Source organism: Shewanella sp. JNE2 (assembly GCF_023159115.1).
Taxonomy (GTDB): Bacteria; Pseudomonadota; Gammaproteobacteria; order Enterobacterales; family Shewanellaceae; genus Shewanella; species Shewanella putrefaciens.
Genome location: NZ_CP096169.1, coordinates 4,060,969 through 4,077,435, shown reverse-complemented (window position 1 = coordinate 4,077,435; position 16,467 = coordinate 4,060,969). Strand labels below are relative to the sequence as shown.

The window sequence follows — 16,467 nt, the reverse complement described above, 5'->3', positions numbered from 1 at the left end:
AGTCTGCTCTGTTGTTAAATGGTCTGACCCCATATCTCTTTTTTTAGGCTATGCTCTCACATCGTGAGTGCTTTTGAATAAGATCGCCAGTTTTGAGCAAGATCACCATTTTAGGTTGATTTTCAATCTGGACATCAAAAGTCTGATTTGATAAAGTGCGCTCACTCAAAAAAATTGGTAAGACCAATTTACAACGGAGCTGAGTGCCAAATGGCCTATAGTAAAATTAATCAGCCAAAAATTTCTGATGTGATCATGGCGCAATTAGAGCAAATGATCCTAGAGGGCAGTTTAAAGCCCGGTCAGAAATTACCGCCAGAACGCGAACTGGCGATCCAGTTTGAAGTGTCTCGACCTTCTTTGCGTGAAGCGATTCAAAAGCTTGAGGCAAAGGGATTGTTAATGCGCCGTCAAGGTGGCGGTACTTATGTCAAAGAACAACTCTGGCAGACTCTTGCCGATCCTATTGTTGAACTGATGAATTCCGATCCAGAAAGTCAATATGACTTACTGGAGTTCCGTCATGCGACTGAAGGCATGATGGCTTATTTTGCCGCGTTGCGTGGTACCGACGCCGATATGCAAAATATCAAACGTATGATCCACGAAGTTGAAGCCGCGACTATTATCGAACAAAAAGCCGCCGCGATTGTACATTTTTATCGTGCTGTGGCCGAAGCGTCACATAATGTGGCCATGTTACATCTCGTACTCAGTTTAACCCCTGTGCTGCATAAAAATGTGGCGCAAAATTTGGAGCTTTTAAGCCGCCGCGAAGAAGCTTCTACCATGGCAAACGATCATAGACGGGCTTTGCTCGCTGCTATCGTTCGCCGCGATCCCGACGCCGCCAGAGAAGCCTCGAATGAACATTTAAGTTACATCGAAGAGGTGATGTTATCTGTGCGGGAAGAAGATAGCCGGTTGCAGCGAAGCTTGCGCCGCTTAAAGAGTGGCGCTTAATTTCCTGAGATTTAGCACTGAGCTAAATCGGAATATGCCGCAAACACCATTCATTATCATGTATATAGAGAAGGACAGTGTCATGTCTGAAGATATGCTACAAGACGTAGATCCGTTAGAGACTCAGGAATGGGTTGATGCCCTGCAAGCCGTATTGGAACAAGAAGGCCCAGAACGCGCACATTTTTTATTAGAAAAGTTGATCGATAAAGCCCGTCGTAACGGCACTCACTTGCCTTACAACGCGACAACCGCTTATCTAAACACTATCCCTGCGGGTCAAGAACCGCATATGCCGGGCAACCAAGAGATGGAACGTCGCATTCGCGCCATCATCCGTTGGAACGCCTTAGCTATGGTGCTGCGCGGTTCTAAGAAAGATTTAGAATTAGGCGGTCATATCTCCAGTTTCGCCTCAAGCGCGACTATCTATGACGTGTGTTTTAACCACTTCTTCCGCGCACCGAATGAAAAAGACGGCGGCGATCTCGTGTATTTCCAAGGCCATATTGCCCCTGGTATTTATGCGCGTTCATTCTTAGAAGGTCGTTTAACAGAAGATCAACTGGCTAACTTCCGTCAAGAAGTGGATGGCAAGGGGTTGTCTTCATACCCACATCCAAAACTGATGCCGGATTACTGGCAATTCCCAACGGTTTCTATGGGCTTAGGTCCTATCCAAGCGATTTATCAGGCGCGTTTCCTGAAATATTTGACTGACCGTGGCCTGAAAGATTGTTCAGCACAAACCGTTTACTGTTTCTTAGGTGACGGTGAATGTGATGAGCCAGAAGCCTTAGGTGCGATTGGTTTAGCGGCCCGTGAAGAATTAGATAACTTAGTCTTTATCGTTAACTGTAACCTGCAACGTCTGGACGGCCCAGTACGCGGTAACGGTAAGATCATCCAAGAACTTGAAGGCGAATTCCGCGGCGCAGGCTGGGAAGTGGTTAAAGTTATTTGGGGTCGTTACTGGGATCCATTATTGGCCCGTGACACTAGCGGTAAGTTACTGCAGTTAATGGAAGAAACCGTTGACGGTGAATACCAAAACTGTAAAGCCAAAGGTGGCGCTTATACTCGTGAGCACTTCTTCGGTAAGTACCCAGAGACAGCCGAAATGGTAGCGAACATGTCAGACGATGACATTTGGCGCTTAAACCGTGGTGGTCATGATCCAGTTAAAGTGTACGCAGCCTTAGATCACGCGCAAAAAACCAAAGGTCGCCCAACGGTGATTTTAGCTAAGACTGTAAAAGGTTACGGCTTAGGTGATGCGGGTGAAGGTAAAAACATCGCTCACAACGTGAAGAAAATGGGTATCGAGTCTATCCGTTACTTCCGCGATCGTTTCAATATTCCGATCCCAGATGACCAATTAGAAGACTTACCTTTCTATCATCCAGGTCCTGATTCGGAAGAAGTGAAGTACATGATGAGCCGTCGTGAAGCGCTGCATGGTAGCGTGCCACAACGTCGTCAAAAGTTCACCGAAGAGCTTGAAATCCCATCACTGAAGATTTTCGATTCGATTTTACAGGGCTCAAATGGCCGTGAAATTTCATCGACTATGGCATTCGTTCGTGTACTGACAGCGCTGCTGAAAGACAAAAAAATTGGCAAAAACATTGTGCCAATTATTCCTGACGAAGCGCGTACCTTCGGTATGGAAGGTTTGTTCCGTCAAGTGGGCATTTATGCTCACGAAGGCCAAAAATATATTCCGCAGGATTCTGACCAAGTTGCTTACTACCGCGAAGATAAAACCGGTCAAGTACTGCAAGAAGGGATTAACGAACTCGGCGCTATGTCTTCATGGGTATCGGCAGCGACTAGCTACTCAGTCAACAACGTTCCTATGATCCCGTTCTACATCTACTACTCAATGTTCGGTTTCCAACGTATTGGCGACATGGCTTGGGCAGCGGGTGACATGCGTGCTCGTGGTTTCTTAGTGGGCGGTACTTCAGGCCGTACAACCCTGAACGGTGAAGGTTTACAGCATCAAGATGGTCACAGCCATGTATTGGCAAACACTGTCCCTAACTGTATTTCTTACGACCCAACTTATGGTTATGAAATTGCCGTTGTGGTGCAAGATGGTATCCGCCGTATGTACGGTGAAAATCAAGAAGATATCTTCTATTACTTGACCACAATGAACGAAAACTATGTTCAGCCTGAAATGCCTGAAGGTGCCGAAGAAGGTATCGTTAAAGGGATTTACAAGCTGGAAACTGTTTCAGGATCAGGCAAAGGTAAAGTTCAGTTAATGAGCTGTGGCACTATCCTTGAGCAAACTCGTAAAGCGGCGCAAGCATTAGCGAAAGACTTTGGTATTACTGCCGACGTATTTAGCGTGACCAGCTTCAACGAGTTGACCCGCGATGGTCAAGCTGTTGAGCGCTGGAACATGCTGCACCCAACGCAAACGCCAAAACAAGCCTATATCAGCCAAGTGATTTCAAGTGATGCACCTGCGATTGCGGCGACTGACTATATGAAGATTTATGGCGAGCAGTTACGTGCTTACATGCCAACCGATTACAAAGTGTTAGGTACTGACGGTTTTGGTCGCTCAGACAGCCGCGAGAATCTGCGTCACCACTTTGAAGTGGACGCTAAGTTCATCGTGATTGCAGCGCTGAAATCACTGGTTGATCGTAAAGAGCTACCTGTCGATGTGTTAGCAAACGCCATTAAAGAATATGGTATCGACGCTGACAAGATCAATCCACAGTACGCGTAAGAGGCAATGAAAATGGCTGAATTAAAAGAAGTTTTTGTTCCTGATATCGGCGGCGACGAAGTGCAAGTGATCGAAATTTGTGCCGCTGTGGGTGATACCCTCGCGGCCGATGAATCGATTATTACCGTTGAAAGCGACAAGGCGACTATGGATATTCCTGCGCCTTTCGCTGGTGTGTTAGCCGAGTTAAAAGTGGCTGTGGGTGATAAAGTCTCTGAAGGTACTTTGATTGCTATGATGCAAGCAGCGGGCGCGGCAGCTGCCGATCCTGCTCCAGTTGCGGCACCTGCTCAAGCAGCGCCAGCAGCTGCACCGGTTCAAGCGGCTCCTGCTCCCGCAGTACCAGCAGCGACATCGACTCAAGCTGTTGAGACAAAAGTCGTTGAAGTGGCTGTGCCAGATATCGGTGGCGACACTGATGTCTCGGTTATCGAAGTGCTGGTTGCCGTCGGTGATAAGATTGAGGTTGATAGCGGTTTAATTACTCTCGAAACTGACAAAGCGACCATGGATGTACCTTCACCTTTTGCTGGTGTGGTAAAAGAAGTCAAAGTAGCCGTTGGTGATAAAGTGTCGGAAGGCTCTTTAGTCATCATGCTTGAAGTGGGTGGCGCAGCTCCTGCTGTGACAGCAAGTGCGCCAACCGTTGCCGCTCAGGCGGCTCCTGCCGCTACGGTAGCGCCAGTGGCTCCGGCTTCTGCAACTCCAAGTGTGGTTACGGTAAAAGAAATTCAAGTGCCAGATATTGGCGATGCAAGCAATGTCGATGTGATTGAAGTGCTAGTATCTGTGGGCGATATGATCACGGCCGATCAAGGTTTAATCACCCTTGAAACGGATAAAGCCACCATGGAAGTGCCAGCGCCATTTGCCGGCAAACTATTGTCGTTAACCGTTAAAGTGGGTGATAAGGTTTCTCAAGGTAGCGTGATAGCCACCGTTGAAACTACTGCTGTTGGAGCCGCTGCGCCTGCGCCAGTTGCTCAAGCCCCAGCGGTGCAAGAAGTGGCGCCAGTTGCTGCTCAAGCACCTGCAAGCCGTCCGCCAGTGCCGCATCATCCAAGTGCAGGTGCGCCTGTGTCGACTGGTGCGGTACATGCATCGCCTGCGGTACGCCGTTTAGCCCGTGAATTTGGTGTGGATCTCACCCAAGTCACTGGTTCTGGCCGTAAAGGTCGCATTATGAAAGAAGACGTACAGGCGTATGTGAAATACGAACTGTCGCGTCCGAAAGCAACTGCGGCAACGTCAGTCGGCGCTGGCAATGGCGGCGGTCTGCAAGTGATTGCAGCACCTAAAGTGGATTTCAGTAAGTTTGGTGAAGTGGAAGAAATTCCATTAAGCCGTATCCAGAAGATCTCTGGCCCTAACTTACACCGCAACTGGGTGACTATTCCGCATGTGACTCAGTTCGATGAAGCTGATATCACTGAAATGGAAGAGTTCCGTAAGCAGCAAAACGACGCAGCGGCGAAGAAGAAAGCCGATTATAAGATCACGCCTTTAGTCTTTATGATGAAAGCGGTGGCTAAGACGTTGCAACAGTTCCCCGTGTTCAACTCGAGCTTAAGCTCTGATGGCGAATCACTGATCCAGAAAAAGTATTTCCACATCGGTGTGGCGGTGGATACGCCAAACGGTTTGGTTGTGCCAGTCGTGCGTGACGTGGATAAGAAAGGTATTATCGAGTTATCTCGTGAACTGGCTGACATCTCTATCCGTGCCCGTGATGGCAAGCTGAAATCTGCTGATATGCAGGGCAGCTGTTTCACCATTTCAAGTTTAGGTGGTATTGGCGGTACGGCGTTTACGCCTATCGTTAACTACCCAGATGTGGCGATTTTAGGTGTGTCTAAATCTGAAATTAAGCCTAAGTGGAATGGTAAAGAGTTCGAGCCTAAATTGATGTTGCCACTGTCGCTATCATACGATCACCGCGTGATCGATGGTGCCATGGCTGCACGCTTTAGCGTGACCCTGTCAGGAATTCTGTCCGATATTCGTACTTTGATTCTGTAAACATATAAGGCTGCTCAACTTGAGCAGCCTTTTGTTTATTGTGATCAGTATCAAACACAGGTTAAAATGCGCCCACCTTACGCGCTGGCGCATTTTCGGTTGGCAGGATAGCTCCTCCAACGGATTGAATGAGAATTAGAGGAAAACATGAGTAACGAAATCAAAACTCAGGTAGTGGTATTAGGTGCAGGTCCTGCAGGTTATTCTGCGGCTTTCCGTGCTGCTGACTTAGGTCTGGAAACCATCATAGTTGAACGTTTTAGCACTTTAGGTGGTGTGTGTCTTAACGTGGGTTGTATCCCATCTAAAGCCTTACTGCACGTTGCTAAAGTTATCGAAGAAGCCAAAGCGGTTGCCGCTCATGGTGTGGTCTTCGGCGAGCCAACTATCGATTTAGATAAGTTACGTAGCTTTAAAGAAAAAGTCATTAGCCAATTAACTGGCGGCTTGGGCGGCATGTCCAAAATGCGTAAAGTTAACGTGGTTAACGGTTTTGGTAAATTCACTGGCCCTAACACGCTAGAAGTGACTGCTGAAGATGGCACTGTGACTAAAGTGACTTTCGAGCAAGCGATCATTGCTGCGGGTTCTCGCCCAATCAAACTGCCATTTATTCCCCATGAAGATCCACGTATTTGGGATTCGACTGACGCATTAGAACTGAAAGAAGTTCCAGGCAAGTTGTTAGTGATGGGCGGCGGTATTATCGGTTTAGAAATGGGTACTGTGTATTCATCTTTAGGCAGTGAAATCGACGTAGTTGAAATGTTCGACCAAGTGATCCCTGCGGCTGACAAAGACGTGGTTCGCGTATTCACTAAGCAAATCAAGAAGAAATTCAACCTGATCCTCGAAACTAAAGTCACCGCGGTAGAAGCCCGTGAAGACGGTATTTACGTTTCCATGGAAGGTAAGAGCGCGCCAGCTGAGCCTGTACGTTACGATGCGGTATTAGTCGCTATCGGCCGTACACCTAATGGCAAGCTGATAGACGCTGACAAAGCGGGTGTTAAGATCGACGAGCGTGGTTTCATCAACGTAGACAAGCAATTACGTACTAACGTACCGCACATCTACGCAATCGGTGATATCGTTGGTCAACCAATGTTGGCTCATAAAGGCGTGCACGAAGGCCACGTAGCGGCTGAAGTGATCGCGGGTATGAAGCATTACTTTGATCCAAAAGTGATCCCATCAATTGCTTACACAGACCCTGAAGTGGCCTGGGTTGGTTTGACTGAGAAAGAAGCGAAAGAGCAAGGTATTGCTTACGAAACTGCGACTTTCCCATGGGCAGCAAGTGGTCGTGCGATTGCGTCAGATTGCAGCGAAGGTATGACTAAGCTGATTTTCGATAAAGATACTCACCGTGTTATCGGTGGTGCAGTTGTCGGTGTGAACGGTGGCGAACTGTTAGGCGAAATCGGTCTAGCGATTGAAATGGGTTGTGATGCTGAAGATTTAGCATTGACCATTCACGCTCACCCAACGCTGCACGAATCAGTAGGCCTAGCGGCTGAAATGTACGAAGGTTCGATTACTGACTTGCCAAATCCGAAGGCAAAGAAAAAGTAAATTGACCTTCATTTTTGAAAAAGCGCCCTTCAAGGCGCTTTTTTATTGCGTCGCGTAAAATGTAACTTTAATGTAAACGAGCGGGTGAATTGATAGAGTTGAACTGCTAGAGTACTAATACGAGTCGTCAAATGCAGATAAAAATAATTAAAACATTTCTGGCATGTTTCATTCTTGTGCTCACTAGCTTCCACTCGGTTTGGGCGGGCGGCTTTGTGCAGCGAGTCTTTACCGATAGGGACGGTTTGGCTGCCACAAGTATTCGCGGCTTAGCCTTAGACGATTATGGTTTTGTTTGGGCGGCGACTGAGCAAGGACTCTATAGGGTCAGTAACGCTAAAGTGAGGCGTATTGATAAAATTGGTTTTGAGTCTCGCCTAGCGGATGATTTTTTAACCTCAGTGGTGAATGTTGATCGTAACCATTTACTCGTCAGTACGCATTCCACTATTTATCTTTACAATATTCTGAATAATCAATTTACTGCCTTTGGCTCAGTCAAACTTTTTCCACAGTACGTAGGAGGAGCACTTCTTTCCGCTATTCGTAAAGATGACCAAACGTGGTTGTTGTTGACCGATGCTGGATATATTTACGATTTTTCCCCCGCAAAAACTGAATTGTCAGTGATTACTCAGCTACCAGTTAATCGCGATCTTCCTTGGCGTAAGTTACTTCCACTACCAAATGGTGAAATGTTAGTGGCAGGTCAACAGCAGTTAGTCCTGCTAGACAAAAATGGTGAGTCGGTATTCCATTATCATTGGACCGAAACCATGGGGAGTATTCTCGATATGCTTGAGGATACAAAACAGCGAATTTGGATTGCGACGGGGCGAGGGGTCTATCAGTTTGAATTGGCGAGCCGTCAAATTGTGCCAGTGCCCGAATTACCCGAATGGAGCACTTCAATTGTTGAAGATCCTAAAGGATTTTTGTGGTTTACCAGTCGTGTGGGTCTGCTGAAGTGGTCACCCGAAACTCGTCAAGTTGAAAACTATCAGAAAGAACTCAAGGCTCAGGCTAACATGGAAATACTGAAGGCCATGTTGTTTGATAGTTCAGGGCTTATGTGGGTTGGCGGTTCTGGGGATGGTTTAGCTTTGTTGGCCTCGTCGCCGGATTTTATCCTCGAGACTTATACCGCAGATCAACCTTATCAGTTGAGCGATGCAATGACTTGGTCCATATATGCAAATAATGATGGCGTATGGCTAGGCTCCTCAAATTTGGCTTTTATTGGCAAGCATAGCCAAAAAGCAGTGGATATTCCGATTAATGGATTAGAACCACATCAAAGCATTTATGATATTAATGATTTTGGTGAACATAACTTATTGATATCGACTACGGGAGGGCTTTTTGTTGTCGATAAGCAAACCTTACAAGGCAACAGTTTTTCCCAATGGGCCAGTGGCCAAGACGGATTTAAAAATAAGCTGATTTATAAAACCTATAAAGATCCACAGATAAAAGGGCGTATTTGGATCGCCACATCCACAGGATTGTATTATTGGGAGTCTGGTTTATCTGAACCTCGTCCCTTTGATATAGATAGACCCTCCAATAATACCAACGAACCTACACGCCCAACTATTCGCACTATGTATCGTGCTTCGGACGGAAAACTCTGGTTAGGCGGGAAAAAAATCTTTGGTTATATCGATGCTCAAGACGAGTTTCATGATCAGCGACTTTTGTTTAATGCCTTAGCTACACCGCCAACAGTGAGCCATATTGAGGAAATGTCATCTGGTGTGATGTGGTTTGGTTCCTACGAGAAAGGGTTATTTGAATATCATCAACATACAGAAGAACTTAAATCGCTGACCACTGAGTGGCAATTAAACTGCAGTTCGGTGTTTTTTATTCAAAAAACGCCAAAGTCAAATCTTGTTGGCTGTGCTAACTCATTGATCCGTCAAGATGTCGAGACCGGAAATATTGCCATCTTTAATCATAGGGATGGGTTTATATCCGATGAGATGAATGAAGGAGCCTATTTTTATTCCCCACAGGCCGGTTTCTATCTAGGCACGCCAGAAGGTGTTATGCGACTGGATGTTGATAGGTTGGTAAACCGAATTAATGATGACCATGTCATGCTTGAGTCGGTTTCGGTGTATTACGATGACCTCACTGAGGTATCACTACTCCCTCAGCCCATGATGGTGATAAAGCCCGATGCCAATATTGTGAGCTTACAGATCACTAATCTTGATTATCTTGATGATTCACCCATGCAGTTTAAATACCGATTGCGTTATCAGGGGGAGGACGATAATTACGTTTTACTGCAGGGAGAATCTCAAATCAATCTTGCGGGCTTGGCGGCCGGTGAGTATGTGTTAGATATTTTAAGCCAAGTTAATGGGATATGGTCTAACAAGCCGTTTTCATACTCATTTTATGTTGAGCAGCACTGGTGGCTATCCCAAGGCTTTAAAGGTCTTTTAATGTTGCTGCTTTTGGCCATCGTCCTTAGCTTCGCTTGGTATCGGCAGCGGCAGGTAAACAGTTTTATGCTGATGAATCAGGCGTTAACTGAAAGTGACGATAGATTAAGGCAATCATTGCGCGGGAGTGACTCCGATCTTTGGGAGTGGCATAAAGACACTCAAAAATTTCATCTTGATAATCGTGGATCTGTACTTGGAAAACATACAAATGAAATTATCGTTTCATTAGAGGATTTACCGATACACCCGCTGGATAGAGACAAAGTCCTTGCTCAGTGGAACAGTATGCTGGTGGGTGAGGTCGATCGATTTGAGGCGGAATACCGTTATCAGCACCGAGAGGGTCATTGGGGGTGGTTAAGGGTTAGAGGTCGTCCCATTAGTCGCAATAAGCATACCCAAGAGATTGAACGTGCAGCAGGAATTTACAGTGATATTACGGTGCAGAGGCTGCTTGAGGATGAAGTGAAATTACTTGCCCAAGCTTTTGAAAACACCTCTGAAGGCGTGTTGATTTTAGAGAGCAATGAAAATATACGGGTTGCTAACCATGCCGCACAGCAGATTATTGGTTCAGGCGATACTGATTTAGTTGGCTTATCCTTTTCGCAATTTTTGCGGATGAATGATGGTTTATCCTACGAGATTAAACAGTTGCTAGACACCGAAACCTCTTGGACGGGAGAGCGAGAGTTAGTTAACCAAAGGGGGCATTTGTGTCCTGTATGGCTCAATGTTTCGATGATGCAAACGGCTAATATTAAAGAACATTATTATGTTGTGGTGTTTTCAGATATTACTGAACGTAAAAGAACAGAAGCCGATTTAAGGCGCCTCGCTAATTATGATGTGTTAACAGGCTTACCCAATCGTTCATTGTTTTCGAATCGATTATTGCAGTCGATACAAGTCGCGCAGCAGACGGGAGAAAAACTGGCGCTACTCTTTCTAGACCTTGATAGATTTAAGCATGTTAATGACTCCTACGGTCACAGTATGGGAGATGCGCTTTTAGTTGAAGCATCAAACCGACTTCAATCCTGTATCTCCAGTGAACATTTACTCTGCCGTTTTGGTGGTGATGAGTTCGTTATTTTGCTTAGGAATGCAAGTAATATCGATGAGATTAATCATATTGCTGAGCGTTTATTGGCACAGATAGTGGCACCTTTTAAGCTGTTCGGTCGGGAGTTTTATATTTCCACCAGTATTGGTATTAGTATTTGGCCTGATGATGCCATTCAACCTGAGGCCTTTATTAAAAATGCCGATCTTGCTATGTATCATGCTAAGGAAGAAGGGCGGGGTAATTTCAAATATTATTCATCAGAACGTAATGCGCAGGCTTTATACCATTTACGTTTAGAAGCCGATTTACGAAAAGCGATTGAGCGCGAAGAGTTTGAGCTTTATTACCAGCCGCAGATTGATATTGTGCAGGGGGATAAATTTATTGGCATGGAGGCCTTGATCCGCTGGCGCCATCCACAGGAAGGATTTATTCGTCCTGATATCTTTATTAAGGTAGCGGAATCCTGTGGTCTTATTGTTGATATTGATCGCTGGGTATTACGACAAGCCTGTTTGCATGGGGCTAAGTGGATTAAAGCGTATTCTGAGCCATTTAAGTTGTCGGTCAATATTTCAGCGGTGCACTTTCGGCAAGCTGATTTTATCGAGGGTATTCAACAAATTTTGTTAGAAACTCAGATGCCGCCTTCATCCCTTGGGTTAGAAATTACCGAAGGTGTATTAATGAAGGAACTGCAAGTCGCAAAAAGTCATTTAAATCAACTAAAGTCCTTAGGTATTGAAGTCGCAATTGATGACTTTGGAACAGGGTATTCATCACTGGCATATTTGCGGCATTTTGATGTTAACACGCTAAAAATTGATCGATCATTCCTTATTGATATTGCGACGAATACTGCAGACCAAGCGATAGTCAGCAGTATTATTGAACTGGCACGCAATCTTAAATTAAATGTCGTTGCCGAGGGGATTGAAACGGTAGAACAGTTAGAGCAGGTTTTCAGCCGAGGCTGTTATGTTATCCAAGGTTACTATTTTGCAAAACCTATGTCGGTGAGAGATTTTGAGTTATATATCGCTGCAGCTAATAGAGTTCACGATTAATGAACTCATCGGTTCAGATAAAATATGACTGACGGTTAAATGCATAAGTTTGTTAATATAACGCGAATTTTATCCTATAAAAAGTGATCCTTAATGATGCGCCGAATACTCGCTTCCCTCTTTTTATGCTTGTTATTTACCCCCTTAATTGCAGCTGAGCGACCTAAAATTGGGGTAGTACTCAGTGGTGGTGGAGCGAAAGGTGCAGCCCATGTGGGCGTACTTAAAATATTAGAGGAACATAATATCCCTGTGGATTACATTGCGGGCACGAGTATCGGCGCTTATGTCGCAGGAATGTATGCGCTTGGTTATAGCGCCAGTGAAGTTGAAAGTATTATGATGGGCGTTGATTGGGATAGTGGCTATTCGGATACGATCCCCCGGAATATTTTGAGTTTTAGGGATAAACAGTTACGCGATCGTTACAATATTCCCCTTAATATCGGTTACAACGAAGGTGAAGTGAGGGCGCCAAGTGGTGTGTTACGGGGGCAGACAATGTCACAGCTACTCAGGCAATCAACGGATTTAGTACAACAATTTGGAAATTTTGATGATTTAGCGATTCCCTACCGCGCGGTGGCAACTGATTTGGAAACGAGTCAACCCGTGATCATCAGCCATGGTAGCCTAGTGAATGCGATGCAAGCCTCTGCGACTGTGCCTGGTGCGCTTCAACCTACACAATTTGAGGGTAAACTACTCGTAGATGGGGGAATTGCGAATAATATGCCTGTGGATGTAGTTAAAGCCATGGGGGCCGACATTATTATTGCCGTCGATATTGGTTCACCTCTAGTCAAAAAAGATAAGTTATACAGCACCATAGCGGTACTCGATCAGTTATCAAACTTTCTGACCAACGCTAGCACCGAGAAGCAAAAACAGCTATTAACAGATAAAGATGTGCTAATTCGTCCCGCTATTGATGCCTTAAGTACAACCGATTTTACTATCATGCCTCTAGCATTAACCCTCGGCAAAGAAGCGGCAAATAACCATCTCGATAAACTGAGCAGCTTGAGTTTGAGCCCAGATGAATATGCTGCTTATGTTGATGCGAAAAGAGTTAAAGGCAAAACCTTGATGACGGATGTGTCGCATCCTATTCACGAAATTGTATTTGATAACCAATCGAAGGTCAGCTTAAACCTCCTAAAAGAAACGTTAAATCTGCAGAAGGGGCAAACCGTTTCTAAAGATGAATTAAATGAAGCATTAAAACGCATTTATTCTCTGAATAAATTTGAACGTGTTGATGCTGAGTTTGTTGAAGGAGAAGAGGGGCGCATACTCACAGTGACGACTAAAGCGAAGTCTTGGGGACCGAATTATTTTCAGTTAGGCTTTAATTGGGAGGATGATTTTAACGCCGATTCAGCCATCAGTTTTGATATGGCATACACTATGACGGATTTAACGTTCAATGGTGGTGAGTGGCGCAATGAAGTCAAACTGGGATTTGAAAAATTATTTGCCACTGAATTTTATCAACCACTCGATAGGGATCAGGAGTTCTTTAGTCGGGCCAGATATCAATACGATATCCGTAATTGGGATCTTTTTGATAATAATAGCCGCGTCTTAATTTTCGATAAGAAAACCCATACTGTTGAGTTAGGTATTGGTTATAACTATACCCTTCAGGGAAGTATTGAATTAGGTGTTGTTGGTGAAAAAGGCACGATAGAAAATGATGCTTGGTTAATTGATGATTTAGACTTCAGTTCCTATGGTGCCTACTTGAGGTTTGGCTACGATAGCTTAGATAGCATTAGTTTCCCAACATCAGGAAATCGAATCACGCTGAATGTCTATGTTCGTAATGAAGATTTTGATGATGTTATCGACAATAATGAAAATAATTATAGTGTACAGATAGAAGCGGATTGGAAAGGTGCTCTCAGTGTAGGCAATCATGCTTTTGTGGGTAAGACTTCTATTGCGACCAACAATAATGACGGTATCAATACACTTCATCTATCTGATCTGGGCGGATTCTTAAATCTTTCTGGTTACCATAAAGACTCGCTTACTGGGGCACATAAGTTATTTGGTGCTTTTATTTACCAATACGATCTTGGGCGTGATGCCCTCGGTATGACGGATTATCCTCTTTATCTTGGTTGGAGTTTAGAGGCTGGAAATGTTTGGTTTGAGCGCAGCGAGGTTTCATTGACGGATCTGATTTATGCATCAAGTCTATATGTTGGGACTGATACCGCATTGGGGCCAGCTGCATTAGGATTTGGGATCACCGATTTTGGAGATCGATCTTTCTATCTGTTTGTGGGTAAAAACTTTTAAAAGCGATTTAGCTGTGCAATAAAATCAGGGTATAACATGAGTTATGCCCTGATTTTTTGAGAAATAATCGAAACAAAATCGAAACAAAGTGGGTGAAAGTGTCATAACCTTTTACAAAATCTTGCTATTGCGGACTATAGCAAGATGGTATGGTTTGTGGGTAAAAATAATAACACTCTCAATGTAAGCTGGGGAAAACAATGAAAAAGATTAACACACTGGCACTGGGCATCGCCTTGAGCTTAGGCTTGGTTGCTTGCAGCAGCGAGCCTAAAACTGAAGTTGCAGCGGTTTCTGGCATTGAACTACAAAATTTTGATACATCCGTTCGTCATCAAGACGATTTTTATTACAGCGTGAACGGTAAATGGCTTGCCAATACCCCCATTCCTGCGGATAAGTCAAATTACGGTGCATTTTCTGTACTTTATGATCAAAGCCAAGATGCGTTGAAAAAAATCATCGATGAAGCTGCCGCCAAAAAGAATGCTGCCCCAGGCTCTAATGAGCAAAAAATTGGTGATTTTAACGCCAGTTTTATGAACACGGATTTGCTTGAAACCCTAGGGGTGACTCCTCTTAATCCTTTACTTGCCGATATTGCCGCTGCTAAAACCCATGCAGATTTACCTGCTGTGATGGGTAAATTATTGACGAGCGGAGCGGGGATCCCTTTCGGCTTTTATGTTAATAATGACGCTAAAAACTCGACTCAATATGCGGTGTATTTAAGTCAATCTGGCCTCACGCTGCCAGATCGCGATTATTATCTTAAAGATGATCCTAAGTTTGCAGCCAATCGCCAAGCGATGGCCAAGTATGTGACTGATATATTGACTGAAGCGGGTTACAAAGACGCTAAACGTGCGGCGAAAAATGTGGCAGATATCGAGATGATGATTGCCAAAAACCAGTGGAGTCGCGTTGAGTCTCGTGATGCAAATAAAGCCTATAACAAATTAGATCGCGCTGAACTGCAAAAACTGATGGGATCTTTTGATTTTAATGCCTTTGCTAACAGTGCCGGTTTAGGCGATAAGGCCTCCGAAGTTATTGTGCGCCAGCTTTCTTACTTTGAAAAACTGGGTACGAGCTTTGATACCTTTCCAGTCTCTGCTTGGCAAGATTATTTAACCTTCCACTTAGTCGATAGCTATGCTGAGTTGCTGAGCAAAAACTTTGTTGATTTGAACTTCGCCTTTAAGAGCAAAACCTTAATGGGTATCGAAGAACAACAACCGCGCTGGAAAAAGGCTGTTGACGGTGCCGATACTGTGATTGGTGAGCTAGTAGGTGAGGAGTATGTGAAGCAATACTTCAAACCAGAAGCCAAGGCGCGTATGGAAACTATGATCAAAAACCTGATCAAAGGCTTTGAGGTTAGCATTAACGAACTGGAGTGGATGACACCAGAAACCAAAGTCGCCGCTCAGGAAAAGCTGGCTAAGTTTACCTATAAAATCGGTTATCCAGACAAGTGGAAAGATTATTCAGGTTTAGATATCAAAGCTGACGAGTTAGTGGGCAACTATCTGCGCTATGCTAAGTTTGAATATCAAGACATGATCAACAAGTTAGGTAAACCAATCGATCGCACTGAATGGCATATGACGCCACAAACAGTGAATGCCTATTACAGTCCTGTCAGTAACGAAATCGTATTCCCAGCCGCTATTTTGCAACCACCATTCTTCAATATGGAAGCCGATGATGCGGTGAACTACGGTGGTATTGGTGCTGTGATTGGCCATGAAATCAGCCATGGTTTCGACGATCAAGGCGCTAAGTATGATGGTGATGGCAACTTGCGTGATTGGTGGTCGGATAAAGACAGAGAAGAATTCCAAAAACGCGGTAAGCAATTGTCGGCACAATATTCCCAGTACGAAGCACTGCCGGGCAAATTTGTTAATGGTGACTTAACCTTAGGCGAAAATATTGGTGACTTAGGTGGATTAACCGTTGCTGCGCGCTCATACATTATGAGTCTAAACGGTCAGCCTGCCCCTGTGATTGACGGCTTAACGGGTGAGCAACGCTTCTTTATTGGCTGGTCTCAAGTGTGGCGCCGTAATTATCGCGATGAAGAGTTGGGTCGTCGTTTACTGACCGATCCCCATTCTCCAAGCCATTACCGTGCTATGGGCACACCACGTAATATCGAAGCCTTCTACAAAGCCTTCGAGATGAAAGAAGGCGATAAGATGTATTTAGAACCCAATGAAAGGGTGAAAATCTGGTAACAGATTGAGTTAA

General features: G+C 44.8%; 7 protein-coding genes. All 7 read left to right on the top strand.

Annotated features, from left to right (window positions below):
- The first annotated feature begins 210 nt into the window (after nt 1-210).
- The 7 genes from pdhR to MZ182_RS18095 all read left to right on the top strand — a co-directional run bounded on the left by pdhR (nt 211) and on the right by MZ182_RS18095 (nt 16,454).
- Entirely contained in the window at nt 211-963 is a 753-nt protein-coding gene (gene pdhR / locus MZ182_RS18125; protein ID WP_025008136.1) for a pyruvate dehydrogenase complex transcriptional repressor PdhR, read from the top strand.
- Nucleotides 964-1,045: 82 nt separating this feature from the next.
- The gene (gene aceE, locus MZ182_RS18120) at nt 1,046-3,712 is read left to right on the top strand and encodes a pyruvate dehydrogenase (acetyl-transferring), homodimeric type (RefSeq protein WP_011787909.1); all 2,667 of its coding nucleotides are present in this window, start codon (nt 1,046-1,048) and stop codon (nt 3,710-3,712) included.
- A 12-nt stretch (nt 3,713-3,724) separates the two neighbouring features.
- Nucleotides 3,725-5,731 (top strand): dihydrolipoyllysine-residue acetyltransferase, encoded by a 2,007-nt coding sequence (aceF, locus tag MZ182_RS18115; RefSeq protein ID WP_248067543.1) that lies wholly within the window; start codon nt 3,725-3,727, stop codon nt 5,729-5,731.
- Between the two features lie 147 nt (nt 5,732-5,878).
- Nucleotides 5,879-7,306 (top strand): dihydrolipoyl dehydrogenase, encoded by a 1,428-nt coding sequence (gene lpdA, locus MZ182_RS18110; protein WP_248067545.1) that lies wholly within the window; start codon nt 5,879-5,881, stop codon nt 7,304-7,306.
- A 131-nt stretch (nt 7,307-7,437) separates the two neighbouring features.
- Complete coding sequence (locus MZ182_RS18105) at nt 7,438-11,901, top strand: EAL domain-containing protein (RefSeq protein WP_061783199.1); 4,464 nt, start codon at nt 7,438-7,440, stop codon at nt 11,899-11,901.
- A 93-nt stretch (nt 11,902-11,994) separates the two neighbouring features.
- Nucleotides 11,995-14,211: a patatin-like phospholipase family protein gene (locus tag MZ182_RS18100; protein WP_011787913.1), complete on the top strand. Its 2,217-nt coding sequence runs from the start codon at nt 11,995-11,997 to the stop codon at nt 14,209-14,211.
- Between the two features lie 200 nt (nt 14,212-14,411).
- Nucleotides 14,412-16,454, top strand: coding sequence for a M13 family metallopeptidase (locus tag MZ182_RS18095; RefSeq protein WP_248067547.1), 2,043 nt, complete (start codon nt 14,412-14,414; stop codon nt 16,452-16,454).
- Nucleotides 16,455-16,467 lie beyond the last annotated feature (13 nt).

Coding starts and splice junctions, on each gene's coding strand:
- pdhR (WP_025008136.1), top strand. CDS start 211: ATGGCCTATAGTAAAATTAATCAGCCAAAAATTTCTGATGTGATCATG.
- aceE (WP_011787909.1), top strand. CDS start 1,046: ATGTCTGAAGATATGCTACAAGACGTAGATCCGTTAGAGACTCAGGAA.
- aceF (WP_248067543.1), top strand. CDS start 3,725: ATGGCTGAATTAAAAGAAGTTTTTGTTCCTGATATCGGCGGCGACGAA.
- lpdA (WP_248067545.1), top strand. CDS start 5,879: ATGAGTAACGAAATCAAAACTCAGGTAGTGGTATTAGGTGCAGGTCCT.
- MZ182_RS18105 (WP_061783199.1), top strand. CDS start 7,438: ATGCAGATAAAAATAATTAAAACATTTCTGGCATGTTTCATTCTTGTG.
- MZ182_RS18100 (WP_011787913.1), top strand. CDS start 11,995: ATGATGCGCCGAATACTCGCTTCCCTCTTTTTATGCTTGTTATTTACC.
- MZ182_RS18095 (WP_248067547.1), top strand. CDS start 14,412: ATGAAAAAGATTAACACACTGGCACTGGGCATCGCCTTGAGCTTAGGC.